The organism is Burkholderia sp. Bp8963, from assembly GCF_003854275.1.
GTDB lineage: Bacteria > Pseudomonadota > Gammaproteobacteria > Burkholderiales > Burkholderiaceae > Burkholderia.
On sequence record NZ_QTQP01000004.1, the window covers coordinates 13,452 to 29,469 of the forward strand.

General features: G+C 69.8%; 14 protein-coding genes. 10 read left to right on the top strand and 4 right to left on the bottom strand.

The genetic code is table 11. From position 1 onward, the window contains the following. Window positions 1-117: 117 nt before the first annotated feature. The 8 genes from fabG (at window position 118) to DID96_RS04635 (ending at window position 7,998) form a co-directional block, all read left to right on the top strand. Complete coding sequence (fabG, locus tag DID96_RS04600; RefSeq protein ID WP_124598077.1) at window positions 118-834, top strand: 3-oxoacyl-ACP reductase FabG; 717 nt, start codon at window positions 118-120, stop codon at window positions 832-834. Beyond that, the gene (locus tag DID96_RS04605; protein WP_260463806.1) at window positions 831-2,030 is read left to right on the top strand and encodes an endoribonuclease L-PSP; all 1,200 of its coding nucleotides are present in this window, start codon (window positions 831-833) and stop codon (window positions 2,028-2,030) included. Before fabG ends, DID96_RS04605 begins: the two co-directional genes overlap by 4 nt. Window positions 2,031-2,155: 125 nt before the next feature. Beyond that, window positions 2,156-2,938 carry a glycosyltransferase family 2 protein gene (locus tag DID96_RS04610; protein WP_124598078.1) on the top strand — a complete coding sequence of 261 codons (783 nt, stop codon included), beginning with the start codon at window positions 2,156-2,158 and terminating at the stop codon, window positions 2,936-2,938. A gap of 181 nt (window positions 2,939-3,119) precedes the next feature. Then, the gene (locus DID96_RS04615; RefSeq protein ID WP_124598079.1) at window positions 3,120-3,410 is read left to right on the top strand and encodes a GYD domain-containing protein; all 291 of its coding nucleotides are present in this window, start codon (window positions 3,120-3,122) and stop codon (window positions 3,408-3,410) included. A 338-nt stretch (window positions 3,411-3,748) separates the two neighbouring features. Beyond that, window positions 3,749-4,837, top strand: a complete 1,089-nt coding sequence (gene pdhA, locus DID96_RS04620) for a pyruvate dehydrogenase (acetyl-transferring) E1 component subunit alpha (RefSeq protein WP_124598080.1) — start codon at window positions 3,749-3,751, stop codon at window positions 4,835-4,837. Continuing rightward, window positions 4,830-5,810 (top strand): alpha-ketoacid dehydrogenase subunit beta, encoded by a 981-nt coding sequence (locus DID96_RS04625; protein WP_124598081.1) that lies wholly within the window; start codon window positions 4,830-4,832, stop codon window positions 5,808-5,810. Before pdhA ends, DID96_RS04625 begins: the two co-directional genes overlap by 8 nt. Before the next feature lie 50 nt (window positions 5,811-5,860). Continuing rightward, a complete protein-coding gene (locus DID96_RS04630) occupies window positions 5,861-6,985 on the top strand; it encodes a dihydrolipoamide acetyltransferase family protein (RefSeq protein WP_124598082.1) in 1,125 nt (374 codons plus the stop codon). A 251-nt stretch (window positions 6,986-7,236) separates the two neighbouring features. Further along, complete coding sequence (locus DID96_RS04635; RefSeq protein WP_124598083.1) at window positions 7,237-7,998, top strand: M48 family metalloprotease; 762 nt, start codon at window positions 7,237-7,239, stop codon at window positions 7,996-7,998. 234 nt (window positions 7,999-8,232) lie between these two features. Here the strand turns inward: DID96_RS04635 and DID96_RS04640 are convergent, their stop codons facing one another. The 4 genes from DID96_RS04640 to DID96_RS04655 are packed head-to-tail and all read right to left on the bottom strand — an operon-like array spanning window position 8,233 to window position 13,045. After that, window positions 8,233-9,957, bottom strand: coding sequence for a lactate permease LctP family transporter (locus DID96_RS04640; RefSeq protein ID WP_124598084.1), 1,725 nt, complete (start codon window positions 9,955-9,957; stop codon window positions 8,233-8,235). A gap of 48 nt (window positions 9,958-10,005) precedes the next feature. After that, entirely contained in the window at window positions 10,006-11,451 is a 1,446-nt protein-coding gene (locus DID96_RS04645) for a LutB/LldF family L-lactate oxidation iron-sulfur protein (RefSeq protein WP_124598085.1), read from the bottom strand. Beyond that, a complete protein-coding gene (locus tag DID96_RS04650) occupies window positions 11,448-12,236 on the bottom strand; it encodes an LUD domain-containing protein (RefSeq protein ID WP_124598086.1) in 789 nt (262 codons plus the stop codon). The genes DID96_RS04645 and DID96_RS04650 overlap by 4 nt, the downstream gene beginning before the upstream one ends. Continuing rightward, on the bottom strand, window positions 12,233-13,045 hold the full coding sequence (locus DID96_RS04655; RefSeq protein WP_124598087.1) for a (Fe-S)-binding protein: 813 nt from the start codon (window positions 13,043-13,045) through the stop codon (window positions 12,233-12,235). Before DID96_RS04655 ends, DID96_RS04650 begins: the two co-directional genes overlap by 4 nt. Window positions 13,046-13,171: 126 nt before the next feature. Here DID96_RS04655 and DID96_RS04660 point away from each other — a divergent pair, with 126 nt between their 5' ends. Together DID96_RS04660 and DID96_RS04665 are read left to right on the top strand one after the other, a co-directional pair. Further along, window positions 13,172-13,888 carry a FadR/GntR family transcriptional regulator gene (locus DID96_RS04660; RefSeq protein WP_124598088.1) on the top strand — a complete coding sequence of 239 codons (717 nt, stop codon included), beginning with the start codon at window positions 13,172-13,174 and terminating at the stop codon, window positions 13,886-13,888. 274 nt (window positions 13,889-14,162) lie between these two features. Further along, window positions 14,163-15,791: a phospholipase D family protein gene (locus tag DID96_RS04665; protein WP_124598089.1), complete on the top strand. Its 1,629-nt coding sequence runs from the start codon at window positions 14,163-14,165 to the stop codon at window positions 15,789-15,791. Window positions 15,792-16,018 lie beyond the last annotated feature (227 nt).

The window sequence follows — 16,018 nt, forward strand, 5'->3', positions numbered from 1 at the left end:
GACGCGCCGGGGCGCGGCAAGCGCCCGTTGACTACATGACTACGGCTGGCGGCGGCGGGCGAACGCATGTCGTCGCCGCGTCGATCAAGGTGGAACGCCCATGGAAGGAGCAATTCGATGCGGGCGCTCGTGACGGGCGGCAGCGGCGCACTCGGGCAGGCGATCTGCGCGGCGCTCGCGCAGGCCGGCCATGAAGTGTGGGTGCACGCGAACCGCAATCTCGCACAGGCGGAGGCGGTCGCGCAGCGGATCGTCGCGGCCGGCGGCGCCGCGCACGCGATCGCGTTCGACGTGACCGACGCCGAAGCGACCGGCGCCGCGCTCGCGCGGCTCGTCGACGACGCGCCGGTGCAGATCCTCGTCAACAACGCGGGCATTCACGACGACGCGCCGATGGCCGGCATGTCGTGGCAGCAATGGCACAGCGTGATCGACGTGACGCTCAACGGCTTCTTCAACGTCACGCAGCCGCTGTTGCTGCCGATGATCCGCACGCGCCGCGGGAGGATCGTCAATATCGCGTCGGTCGCCGGCGTGACCGGCAACCGCGGGCAAGTCAATTACGCGGCCGCAAAAGCGGGGCTGATCGGCGCGACCAAGTCGCTGTCGCTCGAGCTTGCATCGCGCGGCATCACCGTGAACGCGGTCGCGCCCGGCATCATCGAATCGCCGATGGCCGAACACGCGTTTCCGGCCGAACGCATCAAGCAACTTGTGCCCGCGCAGCGCGCGGGCCGGCCCGACGAAGTCGCGGGCATGGTCGCGTATCTGGTGTCCGATGCCGCCGCTTACGTGACGGGGCAGGTGCTGTCCGTCAACGGCGGGCTCGCATGACGACGCGCGCAGCGCTCGCGAACGGCAGCCACCGCGCACTGCGGCTCGTCCAGACGAGTCACGCGCGGCTCGCCGCATTGCTGCACGATGCGCACGCGCGCGGCGACGCGTTCGACCGCGCGTTTCCGGGCGCATTGGGCGCGGTGTGCATCGGCGGGGCCGCCTCGGGCACGGCCGCTTCGTGCACCGACCGGACTGGACAAGTGCTGGCCGACGCCGCGCCCGACCTGCCGCTCGCGCCGGTGCAGATGACGCTGCTCGTGCCCGGCGCCACGCCTGCCGCGCGCGACGCCGCCACCTACGAAATCTGGCAATGCGATGCGCGCGACCTGCGCAGCGTGCGGCGCGGCCCGCTTCACTACCGCTACAGCGAAGCGGCCGGGCTCGTGTTCGGCAGCCTCGTCGTGCACGAGAAGGCCGGCGCGGATCCTGACGACGGCACGCCGCTCGAGCGCGCGACGCATGACGCATACCGCGCGCTGTTCGACGTGCTCGACACGCTCGGCATGCCGCATCCGCTGCGGATCTGGAACACCGTGCCGGCGATCAATGCCGAGCAGTTCGGGATCGAGCGCTATCGTCAGTTCAATGTCGGCCGCCAGCGCGCGTTCGACGCGTGCCGCCGCGCGCTGACGGGCGGCGTGCCGGCCGCGTGCGCGCTCGGCTCGGTCGTGCCGGTCGCGGGCGACAGCCCGCCGGCTGCCCCGCTCGCGATCCATTTCCTCGCGAGCCGCACGCCGGCCGACCCGATCGAGAATCCGCGCCAGGTCAGCGCATATCACTATCCGGCGCAGTACGGCCCGCGCGCGCCGACGTTCGCGCGCGCGGCGGCCTGGGCGGATGCCGCTGCGGCGCCGGTGCTGTTCGTGTCGGGCACCGCGAGCATCGTCGGGCACCGTACCGTGCATCCCGGCGACGTCGTCGCGCAAACGCGCGAGACGATCGCGAATCTCGCCGCGGTGCTCGAGCAGGCCGCGCGGCAGGGGCATGGCCCGTTCTCGCTCGCGGACCTGAGCTATCGCGTCTACGTGCGCGACGCCGGTGATGCGGCGGCGCTCGCCGCGATCGAGCGCGTGCTGCGCGACGCGGCCGGCCCCGACGTGCGATCGCTCTACGTGCACGCGGACGTGTGCCGCGCCGACCTGCTGATCGAGATCGAGGCGAGCGCGGGCCACGCGGTGGAGTGGCTGTCGTGAAGCGCGCGGGCCTGACGATCCCCGAACCGTCGCCGCGCGCGGGCGGCTTCGACGAAGCATGTCGCCGGTCGCCGCCAGGTCATAAACTTTTGTCAGGATCACCGTCTTCGCAATCGGCCGTTTCCATGTCCACGCTGCGCGCCTCGTCTACCCATCTCGTGCTGATTCCGAGCTACAACCCGGGCTCCAAGGTCGATGCGACCGTGCGCAGCGCGCGTGCGCAGTGGAATCCGGTGTGGGTCGTCGTCGACGGCAGCACCGACGGCAGCACCGAGCGGCTGCAGGCGATGGCGAAGGGTGATCCGGGGCTGCGCGTGATCGTGCTGCCGGAGAACCGCGGCAAGGGCGCCGCCGTACTCGCGGGGCTCGATGCGGCCGCCGCGTGCGGCTTCACGCATGTGCTGACGATGGATTCGGACGGCCAGCATCCGGCCGACCTGATTCCCGCGTTCATGGCCGCGTCGCAGGCGGCGCCCGACGCGATGGTGCTCGGCCTGCCGAAGTTCGACGCGAGCGCGCCGCAGTTGCGCGTGCAGGGGCGGCGGCTGTCGAACGTCTGGGCCGACGTCGAGACGCTGTGGGCCGGCATCGGCGATTCGCTGTACGGTTTTCGCGTATATCCGGTCGCGCCGCTCGCCGCGATCATGCATCGCCAGATGTGGATGCGCGGCTTCGACTTCGATCCGGAAGCCGCGGTGCGGCTGTGCTGGGCCGGTGTGCGCCCGATCCGCATCGACGCGCCCGTGCGCTACTTCGGCGCGCAAGAAGGTGGCGTGTCGCACTTCCATTACGGCCGCGACAACGCATTGCTCACGTGGATGCATCTGCGGCTCGTCGCCGGCTTCGTGCTGCGGCTGCCGCTGCTGGTCGCGCGGCGGTTGTTGCGGCGCCGCGGGCAGACGGCGTGAGGTTCGTCCGTCATCGCCGTAGTTGATCCCGTGGTTGATCCAGATCGTCTTTCACCCCCGATCCCGCTGCCTAGAATCCAGTTACGCGCGACGCGGTGCCGCTGACGCGGTCGCACCATCGTGTGCGAAACCGCTCGCGCGCAGGCAATCCCGACGCGGTTCAATCGTAAGGGGAATCGACATGGCGACTTACGTGGTTCTCGCAAACTTCACGGACCAGGGCATCCGCACGATCAAGAGCACCCGCCAGCGCGCGGGGCAGGTCGCGGAGATGGCCCGCACGTTCGGCTGCGAAATGAAGGAAGTGTTCTGGACGCTCGGTGCATTCGACATCGTCACGATCATCGACGCGCCGGACGAGCAGAGCCTCACCGCATTCGGCTTCGCGCTCGGCTCGGCGGGCAACGTTCGAACGCAGACGCTGCGCGCATTCACGAGCGCCGAGGTTGGCGAAATCATCGCGAAGATGTAGTGCACGCGCCGATGCGTGGCGCCGTGTGGCACACGTTGCGTGCGTACAGTCCCGACTTGCTTTCACCCGATAACTGACTAAGGTTGAAAGGCGGTCAAAGGGCCGGAAGGGGACACAGCCCGCGTCGCGCACGCGACGTGTCGCAGACCGCGATCGCATCGCGCATCCCGCATGCGCGAGCGATGCGTGTGTACCTGTCCCCGCAATGGCGGCGCGTTTCCGCCGGCGATGCGATCCGTCGTCGGAGCGGATGCGTGCGCGTCGGCGGCATCACTACACCGAGCCGCGCCGCATCGACGGACGCCCCGTCAGGCTCCGCACCCTCACGGAGGCGAGTCATGAGCACGGTCGCGCGTTTTCATGTCGACTACACGCAGTATCTGGGGCCCGACGGCGAGCTGGTGCAGCCGTTGCCGGCATTTGCGCAGGATCCCGCGGCGCTGTTGCCGCTCTATCGCGCGATGGTGCTGACGCGTGCGTTCGACGCGAAAGCGATCGCGCTGCAGCGCACCGGCAAGCTCGGCACGTTCGCGTCGTCGGTCGGCCAGGAGGCGATCGGCGTCGGCGTCGCGAGCGCGATGCAGACCGACGACGTGCTGTTCCCGTCGTACCGCGACCATGCGGCGCAGCTGCTTCGCGGCGTCACGATGGCGGAGAGCCTGCTGTACTGGGGCGGCGACGAACGCGGCAGCGATTTCAAGTCCGCACGCCACGATTTCCCGAATTGCGTGCCGATCGGCACCCAGGTGTGCCACGCGGCGGGTGCCGCCTATGCGTTCATGCTGCGCCGCGAGCCGCGCGTCGCGGTGACGATCTTCGGCGACGGCGGCACGTCGAAGGGCGACTTCTACGAAGCGATGAACATGGCCGGTGCGTGGCAGGCGCCGCTCGTGCTCGTCGTCAACGACAACCAGTGGGCGATCTCGGTGCCGCGCACGCGCCAGACCGCCGCGCAGACGCTCGCGCAGAAAGCGATCGCGGCCGGCATCGACGGCCGGCAGGTCGACGGCAACGACGTGATCGCGGTGCGCCAGGTGATGGCCGAAGCGCTCGACAAGGCGCGCCGCGGCGGCGGCCCGACGCTCGTCGAGGCGCTCAGCTACCGGCTCGGTGATCACACGACGGCGGACGACGCGACGCGCTATCGCGACGCCGACACGATCGCGCAGCAATGGGAGCGCGAACCGCTGATCCGGCTGCGCACCTATCTGACGCGGATGAACGTGTGGGACAAGGCGCAGGACACCGAGCTCGGCAAGGCCTGCTACGCGCAGGTCGAGGCGGCCGTGCAGGAATACCTGGCGGTCGCGCCGCCCGATACGTCGGCGATGTTCGACCATCTTTACGCGACGCTGCCGCGCGCGCTGCGCGAACAGCTCGACACGGCGCTCGCGTTCGCGCCGGCCGCGGGGAATCATCATGGCTGACCTGAATCTGGTCGAAGCGGTCAATCGCGCGCTCGCGTTCGAGCTCGCGAACGATGCATCGGTCGTCCTGCTCGGCGAGGACATCGGCGTCAACGGCGGCGTGTTCCGCGCGACCGTCGACCTGCAGTCGCGCTTCGGTGCCGAGCGCGTGATCGACACGCCGCTCGCGGAAAGCGCGATCGCGGGCGCCGCGATCGGCATGGCGGCGATGGGGCTGCGGCCCGTCGCCGAGATCCAGTTCACGGGCTTCATCTATCCGGTGATCGACCACGTGCTCAATCACGCGGCGCGGCTGCGGCATCGCACGCGCGGCCGGCTGTCGTGTCCGCTCGTGATCCGCTCGCCTTGCGGCGGCGGGATCCATGCGCCCGAACATCATTCCGAAAGCCCCGAGGCGCTGTTCGCGCATATCCCCGGGCTGCGCGTCGTGATGCCGTCGTCGCCGGCACGCGCGTACGGGCTGCTGCTCGCCGCGATCCGCGATCCGGACCCCGTGATCTTTCTCGAACCGACGCGCCTATACCGGCTGTTCCGGCAGCCGGTCGAGGACGACGGCGACGCGCTGCCGCTCGATACTTGCTTCACGCTGCGCGACGGCGCCGACGTGACGCTCGTGAGCTGGGGCGCGGCGCTGCAGGAAGTGCAGGCGGCCGCCGACCGGCTCGCGCAGGACGGCGTGATGGCCGAGGTGATCGACGTCGCGACGCTGAAGCCGCTCGATACCGACACGATCCTCGCATCGGTCGCGAAGACGGGCCGCTGCGTGATCGTGCACGAGGCGCCGCGCACCGCGGGCCTCGGCGCGGAGATCGCCGCGGTCATCGCCGAGCGCGGGCTGTACTCGCTGCTCGCGCCGGTGCAGCGCGTGACGGGCTACGACGTCGTCGTGCCGCTGTTCCGGCTGGAAAGCCAGTACCTGCCGAGCGTGGAGCGGATCGTCGACGCGGTCAGGAAGACGCTGGACGCGTCGTGATGCGATCCCGTTCCTGTTGCTGCTGAACCCGATTTCCCGGAGCGATGCTGATGAAGATCTTCAAACTGCCCGATCTCGGCGAAGGGCTGCAGGAAGCGGAAATCGTCGAATGGCACGTGAAGGCGGGCGACGCGGTCGACACCGACCAGCCGCTGCTGTCGGTCGAGACCGCGAAGGCGATCGTCGAGATCCCGTCCCCGCAGGCGGGCCGCATCGCGAAGCTGTTCGGGCAGGCGGGCGACATCGTGCATCTCGGCGCACCGCTCGTCGCGTTCGAAGGCGAGGGCGACGACGCGGATGCCGGCACCGTCGTCGGCAAGGTCGAAGTGGGCGCGCAGGTCGTGCACGATGCGCCGGCGGCGCTCGGCGGCGCGGTCGGGGGGGCGATCGGCGGCGCGGGCGCGATCAAGGCGATGCCCGCGGTGCGCGCGCTGGCGCGCAAGCTCGATGTCGATCTCGCGATGGTCACGCCGTCGGGCGCGGACGGGGTGATCACCGCGGCGGACGTGCAGCGCGTCGCGAAGGTGCTCGCCGAGGTCGGGCCGGCGGAAGTGCTGCGCGGCGTGCGGCGCGCGATGGCGCAGAACATGGCGCGCGCGCAGAGCGAGGTCGCGGCGGCGACGGTGATCGACGACGCCGACATCCACGCGTGGGCGCCGCGCACCGACGTGACGATCCGGCTGATCCGCGCGCTCGTCGCGGGTTGCCGCGCGGAACCGGGGCTCAACGCGTGGTACGAGGGGCATACGGGGCGGCGGCACGTGCTCGCGAAGATCGACGTCGGCATCGCGGTCGACCTGCCCGACGGCCTGTTCGTGCCGGTGCTGCGCGACGTCGCGCAGCGCGACGCCGCCGACCTGCGGGCCGGCCTCGACCGGATGCGCGACGACATCCGCGCGCGCAAGATTCCGCCGGAGGAGATGCGCGGCAACACGATCACGCTGTCGAATTTCGGGATGATCGCCGGCAAGTACGCCGCCCCGGTCGTCGTGCCGCCGACGGTCGCGATCCTCGGGGCCGGCCGCATTCACGACAGCGTGGTGGCGGTCGGCGGCGCGGCCGCCGTGCACCGGATCCTGCCGCTCAGCCTGACGTTCGACCATCGCGTCGTCACGGGCGGCGAGGCGGCGCGGTTTCTCGCGGCGGCGATCGCCGATCTGCAGGCGGCGGTGTAACCGGGCGTTCGCGGGCGGGGCGGCGCGCGCATCCGCCCGCGAATCCCCACCCCCAGATCCGCCCATTTTGACCATTCTTATCATTCTGACAGTCGCACGATCACGGCGATTGGCTGCATTTTCGTCGTCAATCGCGTACTAAATTGAATTCTGCTGAGTAATGAACATGTCATCAGATGTAAACGACTGGTAATTTCCGGTCGACTTATGCAAAATCGCCGCTTCCAACTAGAACCACCGAGGGGTCACAAATGCATTTGAAGAAAGCGGTTGCAGCATGTGGTGTGGCGTTCCTGCTGAGCGCATGCGGCGGGGTGCAGAATCTCGACGCGAACAGCCTGACGTCGGCCGGCTCGAGCCTGTTGAAGGCGGCGACGCTGTCGGACGCCGATATCGCCGCGCTGTCGAACGACTCGTGCAAGGCGAGCGATGCCGAATCGAAGATCGCGTCCGCGAACAGCGCATACGGGAAGCGCCTGACGAAGGTGATGAAGGGCTTCGGCGACATGACGCTGAACGGCCAGAAGATCAACTACAAGGTCTACATGACCAAGGACGTCAACGCGTGGGCGATGGGCAACGGTTGCGTGCGCGTCTACAGCGGCCTGATGGACATGATGAACGATGACGAGCTGCGCGGCGTGATCGGCCATGAAATGGGCCACGTTGCACTCGGCCACTCGAAGAAGGCGATGCAGACCGCGTACGCGGTAAGCGCGGCACGCACCGCGGCCGGCGCGGCGTCGCCGGGCGTTGCGGCGCTGACGAACTCGCAGCTCGGCGACATCACCGAGAAGTTCATCAACGCGCAGTTCTCGCAGACGCAGGAAAGCGCGGCGGACGACTACTCGTTCGACCTGCTCAAGCAGAAGGGCATGACCCAGAAGGGCCTCGTGACCGCGTTCCAGAAGCTCGCGCAGCTGGACGGCGGCAAGAGCTCGATGATGAGCTCGCATCCGTCGTCGGCGAGCCGCGCGCAGCACATCCAGGATCGCATCGCGAAGGGCAGCTGATCGCGGCGGCGGGTGTCCGCCGACTCTGCGACAAGACGCCGGCGAGGCCGGCGCTTCAGTCTGCAGACGAACCCCACGTTCTCCGGAGCGTGGGGTTTTGTTTTTTTCCGGCGCAGACGGGCGGATCGGCCGGCTTCGCTGCGTGCGCCGGGCGACACCGCATTACCGCATCACCCGCCGCCATGAGCCGATCCGCACACCGCCCGGCGTGCGAACCGGCGTTCGTTTGCTTACTTACGGCACCATCCCCGGCAGCACGTACGCCTGCACGAGCGTGATCAGTCCGACGATCACCGCGAACAGCACGCTGTGCCGGACCGTGAAGCGGAACAGCTCCGACTCCTTGCCGACGAGGCCCGTCGCCGCGCACGCGACCGCGATCGACTGCGGCGAGATCATCTTCGCGGTCACGCCGCCCGTCGTGTTCGCGGCGACGACGAGCGTCTCCGGCAGGCCGAGCTGGTGCGCGGTCGCCTGCTGCAGCGAGCAGAACAGTGCGTTCGACGACGTGTCCGAGCCGGTCAGGAACACGCCGAGCCAGCCGAGGAACGGCGAGAAGAACGGGAACGCGGCGCCGGTGCCGGCGAGCAGCAGCGCGAGCGTCGACGACATTCCCGAGTAGTTCGCGACGAACGCGAACGCGAGCACGAACCCGATCGACAGGATCGGGCGCGTGAGCTCCTTCAGCGTCTCGCCGAACGTGACGAGCGCGTCGCGCGGCTTCATCCGCAACAGCACCATCGAGATCAGCGCGGTCACGAGGATCGCGCTGCCGACGGCCGACACCAGGTCGATCTTCAGCACCGCATCGAGTGCCTTCGGGGTTGCGACGATCGGCGCGGTCTTGACGACGAGCTGGTCGAGCGCCGGCACGTGGAACTTCAGCACGGTCGCGGCGAGCGCGCCGTGCGGGCCGAACAGTGCCTTGAACGGCGCAAGGCTCCACACGGTGACGATGCCCGTCAGGATCAGGAACGGCGACCATGCGCGCACGGTCTGCGCGAGCGAGTATGGCGACGCCTGGCGGCTCGCCGACGGGCCGAAGCCACCGCCGCTGCTGCCACCGAAGCCCGCGAGCGCCGCGGCGCCGCCGCCGGACGCGACGGTGCCGCCGGCCGTCTCGCCGGCCGTCCGTTTCGCGCTGCTCGGCTGCCAGACCTTCAGGAATGCGGCCAGCGACACGAGGCTGACGAGCGACGACGTGATGTCCGGTAGCTCGGGCCCGAGATGGTTCGACGTGAAGTACTGCGTGATCGCGAAGCTGCCGCCGGCGACGAGCGCGGCCGGCCAGGTCTGCCGCACGCCGCGCAGCCCGTCCATCATGAACACGAGCCAGAACGGCACCGCGAGCGACAGCAGCGGCAGCTGGCGGCCCGCCATCGCGCCGATGTGGAGCGCGTCGATGCCGGTGACCTGCCCGGCGACGATGATCGGGATGCCCATCGCGCCGAACGCGACCGGCGCGGTGTTCGCGATCAGGCACAGCCCGGCCGCATGCAACGGCCGGAAGCCGAGGCCGACGAGCAGCGCGGCGGTGATCGCGACCGGCGCGCCGAAGCCGGCCGCGCCTTCGAGGAACGCGCCGAACGAGAAGCCGATCAGCAGCATCTGCAGCCGCTGGTCTTCGGTGATCGACAGCACCGACGCGCGGATGATGTCGAACTGCCCGGTCTTCACGACGATCTTGTACAGGAATACCGCGGCGACGATGATCCACGCGATCGGCCAGATGCCGTATGCGAAGCCGAAGCCGGCCGCCGCGAGCGCCTGCGGCACCGGCATCCGGTACGCGACGATCGCGACGCCGAGCGACAGCAGCAGCGTGATCGCCGCGGCGACGTGCCCCTTCAGCCGCAAGCCGGCGAGCGCGATGAAAAAGAAGATGATCGGGATCGCGGCGGCGAGCGCCGACGGCCCGAGGCTGCCGAGTGGGGTGTAGATCTGATGCCAGGCCTGCATGGTTGTCTCCTCCATAGTTCTATCGGTACAGGTCAGAAAGCGGGTGTGCTATTCGGGCTGGCCGCGTTCGCGCAGCAGGTCGGACAGGCTGCGCGGCGCCGGCTCGAGCGGCGTGCGGTGTTGCGTCCAGCCCATCTGCTTCGCGGGCGCGAGCGCGCGCAGGCGCGTCGCCGCCCAGCGGAATGCGCGGTACGCGCGCGGGTGCGCGAACGCGCCGGACCAGAAGCGCCACACGAGGTCTTCCGCGCGGTTGTAGTTCGCGCCCTGGCCGCGCAGCGGATGGGCGACCGGTTCGTCGGGCTTGCGGTTCGCCTCGGTGCGCAGCCGCACGAGCAGCTGCGGGATCGGGATCCGCACCGGGCACACCTCGCCGCATGCGCCGCACAGCGTCGACGCGGTCGGCAGGTCGGCGGTCGCGTCGAGCCCGAGCAGGTGCGGCGAGATGAGCTTGCCGATCGGCCCCGGATAGGTCGTTCCGTATGCGTGGCCGCCGATCCGCGTGTAGACGGGGCAGTGGTTCATGCACGCACCGCAGCGGATGCATTGCAGCGTCGCGCGCAGTTGCGCGTCCGCGTACGCCTGTGTGCGGCCGTTGTCGAGCAGCACGAGATGCATGTCGCGCGGACCGTCGCGCTCGCCGTCGCGGCGCGGGCCGGTAATCAGGTTGAAATAGGTCGTGATCGCCTGGCCGGTGGCCGAGCGCGTCAGCAGGCTCGACAGCGGCACGATGTGCTCGAGCTTCGCGACGACCTTCTCGATGCCCATGATCGCGATGTGCGTGTCGGGCACCGTCGTCGACAGGCGACCGTTGCCCTCGTTCTCGACGAGCCACAGCGTGCCCGTGTCGGCCGCCGCGAAGTTCACGCCCGACAGGCCGATGTCCGCATCGACGAAAGCCTGGCGCAGCGCGCGCCGGCCTGTCTGGATCAGCTCGTCGACGTCTTCCGTGTAATGCGCGCCGGGGATGTGCTGCTGGAACAGGTCGGCGATGTCGCCGCGCGTCTTGTGGATCGCGGGCATCACGATGTGCGACGGTTTTTCGCCGGCGAGCTGGACGATGTATTCGCCCATGTCGGATTCGATGCAGTCGACGCCGCGCTCGGCAAGGTAATGGTTCAGCTCGATTTCCTCGCTCGCCATCGACTTTCCCTTGATCACGCGGCGCGCCTTCTTCGCCTGCGCGATGCCGAGCACGATCGCGTTCGCGTCGTCGGCGGTCTCGGCCCAGTGCACGTGCACGCCGGATTCGGTCAGTTTCGCTTCGAGCTGCTCGAGTAGCGTCGGCAGTTGCGCGAGCGCGTGCTGCCGCACTGCTTCGCCGAGGTCGCGCAGTTGCTGCAGCTCGGCATCGTCGGGGAACTGCACTGCGCGCTTGCCTTGCAGGAAATCCATCGCGCCACGGAAGCTGCGGCGCAGCTTCGGATCGTCGAGCGCGGCGCGCGCGCGCGCCTTGAAGTCGCCGGGGGCGACGAAATGCACGGTGTGGTCGCTCATCGCGGCGTTCCTTGCGAAGCGGGAGTGTCCGAAGCGGGACGGTCCGAAGCGTCGGACAGGCGCGTGGTCGGGTCGGGTGTTTCGGCCGGCCCGGTGACGATCACGACCCACAGGTGGCGCGGGCCGTGTGCGCCGTACGCGAGCGTCTGCTGGATGTCGGAGGTCTTCGACGGCCCGGAAACCAGCACGAGATTCGTCGGCATGCCCGCGTGCCAGCGCTCCGCGTGCGCGGCTGCGTGCAGGTCCGCATGCAGCGTGTCGGCATGGACGAGCGCGACGTGCAGCGGCGGCACCAGCGACACGGTGCGCGGCGTGCCGGCGTCCGGCGCGAGCACGAGCGCGCCGGTCGCGGCGATGCCCGAGCGCGCGACCGTGAAGCCCGCGTCGATCGTCGCGAACAGCTCGGCCTTCCAGGTCTCGATCGGCCGGTCGAACGGCACCGTCGCGACGGCGTCGGGCAGCGCGCGGGCCAGCGCTGCGGCTTCGGCGCGGGCAGGATCGAGCAGCAGCCGGCGCACGCCGGCCGCCGCGAGCCGCTCGGCGAGCTGCGCGGGCCATGACGCGGCGTCTGCGCACCAGACGTCCGCGTGTGACGCGGCGAGCGCGGCCTGCAGCACTTGCGCGAGCGTGTGCGGATCGGCCGGGGCCGTGCCGCGCCGCGTCGCGTAATGGTGATCGATGCGGTTGTCGATGCGCGCATCGATCGGGCGGGCGGCCGATGCGTCGGCGCCCGGCGCGGGCGCGGCGGCACGCAGCCGCGCGAGAATCGCGTCGCGGGCGCTCATTGCTCGTCTCCGCGCAGCGATGCGGCGCCGGCCGTGCGGCGCCACAGGAAGCTCGCGAGATGCTCGACCGGCAACGGCGCGCCGGCCTTCGCGGCCGCGTGGCCGATGTTCAGCAGGCAGCCGCAATCGGCGGACACGAGCCGGTCGCAGCCGGTCGCGCACGCCGACGCGACCTTGTCACGCACCATCGCGCCGGAGATGTCGGGATGCTTCAGCGAGAACGTGCCGCCGAAGCCGCAGCATTCGGATTCGCGTTCGTGTTCGATGCGGGTCACGCCCGGCAGCGCGTCGACGAGCGCGACGCCGTGTGCGCGCGTGCCCATTTCGCGGCGCGCCGCGCACGACGTGTGCAGCACCACGCGCTCGTCCGGTTGCACGGCGGCGGCGGCGGCAGCGGCGATGGCGTCGACGCGTACGTCGAGCACATGGACGAGGAATTCGGCGAGTTCGTACACGCGTTCGGCGATCGCGCTGGCCTTCGGGCCGTTGACGGGATCGTCGGAGAACAGCGCCGGCCAATGGTGCCGCATCATGCCGGCGCACGACCCGGACGGGACGATCACGGGCCAAGGATTCGAGAACAGGTCGAGCTGCGCAGCCGCGACGCGGCGCGCTTCGTCGGGATTGCCGCTGCTGTAGGCAGGCTGGCCGCAGCAGCTCTGGCCGCGCGGATAGTGGACGGTCAGGCCCTCGCGCTCGAGCAGCCGCACCGCGTCGAGGCCCGCGTCGGGGACGAACAGGTCGACCAGGCAGGTCGCGAACAGATAGACGTCCGCGGGCGCGGCCGGTGGATACTGCCTTTCGTTCATGTCTCGCTCCAGGGGGACGGCTGCCCGGCACGCGGGACGGCTGTTTCGCTGCATAATTCCTGCGACGGCGCGTTAGCTCAAATTGGTTGGGCCAATCGGCGCCGCGCGCATTCTGGAGACCGGACGATGGCAGGGATGACGGCGCGTGGCCGGACCGAACTGGTGATGCGGAAGATCGAGACGGCGCTGCTGGACGGCACGTGGCCGGCCGGCGCGCGCCTGCCGGCCGAGCGGGTGCTCGCGGAGCAGTACGGCGTCGCGCGCAACACGATCCGCGAGGCGATCCAGCGGCTCGTCGCGCGCGGCCTGCTGCAGAGCCGGCGTGGCGCGGGCGTGTACGTGACGGACCAGTTGCGCGCGGGGATCGCGTCGCCGTGGGGGCAGCTCGTTGCCGACCATCCGGCGCTGCGCGACGACATCCTCGAGTTTCGCCGCGTGCTCGAGGGCGCGACCGCGTATTTCGCGGCGCTGCGCGCCGATGCGAACGACCGGCGCCGGATTCGCGCGCTGCTGCGCGAGCTCGAAACCGCGCACGCGAACGACGACAAGGCGGTCGAGGCGGCGACCGACGCGAAGCTGCACGAGGCGATTGCGCTCGCGTCGCACAACACGATGTTCCTGCACCTGCATACGAGCGTGATCGGCATGCTGCGCGAGCACATCTCGATCAACGTGGCGGGGATGACCGAGCACGACGAAGGCGCGTCGGACCAGTTGCTGCTGCAGCACCGGATCGTCTGCGAAGCGATCTGCGCACACCGCCCCGAGGAGGCGCGCACCGCGATGCAGACGCACATCGACCACGTGCGCCGCCATTTCGAGCAGAGCGACGACGTGGGCTGAGATTGGTCGGACCACGGTGGCTCGCGCGGCGTGCGGCGGGCGTTTCCGGTTGCGGTCAGCGCGGCTGCCGCGGCGCTGACGGCGTGCGAACCGACCCCGGGCCGTGCTCGCGCATCCGCGTAGCGACGCGCGCCGAAGCCACCCGGACAGATCGGGCGGCTTGCCGGCGCGCGATTGACCCCGTCATCCGGCGACACTTAGAATCGGCTGGAACCGCCCGTCAGCCGTGCCGCGGCGGGGGCCGACCCGTTGATCCGCCTGTCGAGGAGGTTCCGTGCCCACGTCCTTCGTCCGGCGCGCGCCGGCCGCCCGGTCCTGGCGTGCCGCATGCCGCTCGGCCGCCCGCGCGCTGGCCGTCTGCGCGATGCTGTCGCTCGTCGCCGCGTGCGCGACGCATCCTCCCGCCACGACGCTCGAGCGCCCCGAGTCGCATGCGTTGCCTGCCGATACCGCGACGCCGCTGCGCGACGCGCTGGCCGCGCCGGAGGCCGCGCATCCGGACGCGTCGGGCTTCCGCCTGCTCGCCGACGGCGCCGAAGCACTGCAGATGCGCGTCGCGCTCGCGCGTGCGGCGACGAAAACACTCGACATGCAGTACTACGTCGCGACGGAAGACACGACCGGCAAGCTGCTGCTTGCCGCCGCGCTGTATGCGGCCGACCGCGGCGTGCGCGTGCGGATGCTCGTTGACGACCTGAATTTCCGCGACATCGATCGCGTGATGGCCGCGCTGAACACGCATCCGAACATCGAGATCCGCGTATTCAATCCGTTCGGCGCGTCGCAGCAGCGCGTGATGCAGCGCACGACCGATTTCTTCACACGGATCGGCAGCTTCACGCGCCGGATGCACAACAAGGCGATGATCGCCGACAACCAGATCGCGATCGTCGGCGGCCGCAACCTCGGCGACGAGTATTTCAGCGCGAGCGCGACGCTGCAGTTCCGCGACCTCGACGTGCTCGCGGCCGGCCCGGTCACGCACGACATCTCCGCGAGCTTCGACACGTACTGGGCGAGCGGCACCAGCTATCCGCTGCATGCACTGAACCACCAGACCTTCGATCCGAAGGATCTCGACGCGATGCGCGACGAGTTGCGCGCGCACTGGCGCAAGAACGCGGAGCCGTACAACGCGAAACCGCTGAACGCGACGCCGCTCGCGCAGCAAATCGCGCGCGACGCGCTGGGGCTCGTGTGGGGGCCGGCCGAATTCAGCGCCGACGCGCCGGACAAGGTCGCGCTGCCGACCGACGGCTACGTGAGCCCGCCGATGCGGCGGCTCGTCGAGCTGATACGCGGCGCGCAGCAGGAATTCCTCGCGTTCACGCCGTATTTCGTGCCGCATGACGCGGGCGTGAAGATCCTCGGCGACACGACTGCGCGCGGCGTGCGCGTCGCAATCCTGACGAATTCGCTCGCCGCGACCGACGCGGTCGCCGTGCAGGCCGGCTATGGTCCGTATCGGGTGCCGCTGCTGCAGCACGGCGTGGAACTCTACGAATTCAAGGCAAAGCCCGACCGGCAGCGGCCGCGGCTGTTCGGCTCGCAGTCGCGGGCGAGCCTGCACGCGAAGGCGTATGTGATCGACCGGAGGATTCTCGTGATCGGCTCGATGAACCTCGATCCGCGCTCCGCGCACCTGAATACCGAGATGGCGCTCGTGATCCACAGCCCGGCGCTCGCACAGCAGGCCGCGGCGCTCTTCGAGCGGGCGACGCAGCCGGACGAGAGCTACCGCGTGCAGCTCGCGGCACCGTCCGGACCCGGCGCGTCCGAGCTGGTGTGGACCGGCGTCGACGACGGCGTGCCGCACACCTATCACGTCGATCCGCATGCGGGGCTGCTGCGCAACCTGCTGACCGGCGTGTTTATGCTGCTGCCGGTCGGCAATCAGTTATGAGGGGCTGTCCACGGTCGTGACGGCGGGATCGTGGCCGGGGCGCCGCCCGTTCGCCGGCTGGCCGGCCGTCGCGGGTGCGCGCCGATTCCGTGCCCGAACGATTCGGTGATCGCCGCCATTCCGGTGGCTGCCGAAAGGTGATATGGTTGTGCGCGCAACGATCTGAGGATCGTGACGGTGCTGCCGGATCCGCCGCGCACGACGTGCGGCCCGTCCGTCAGCGATAT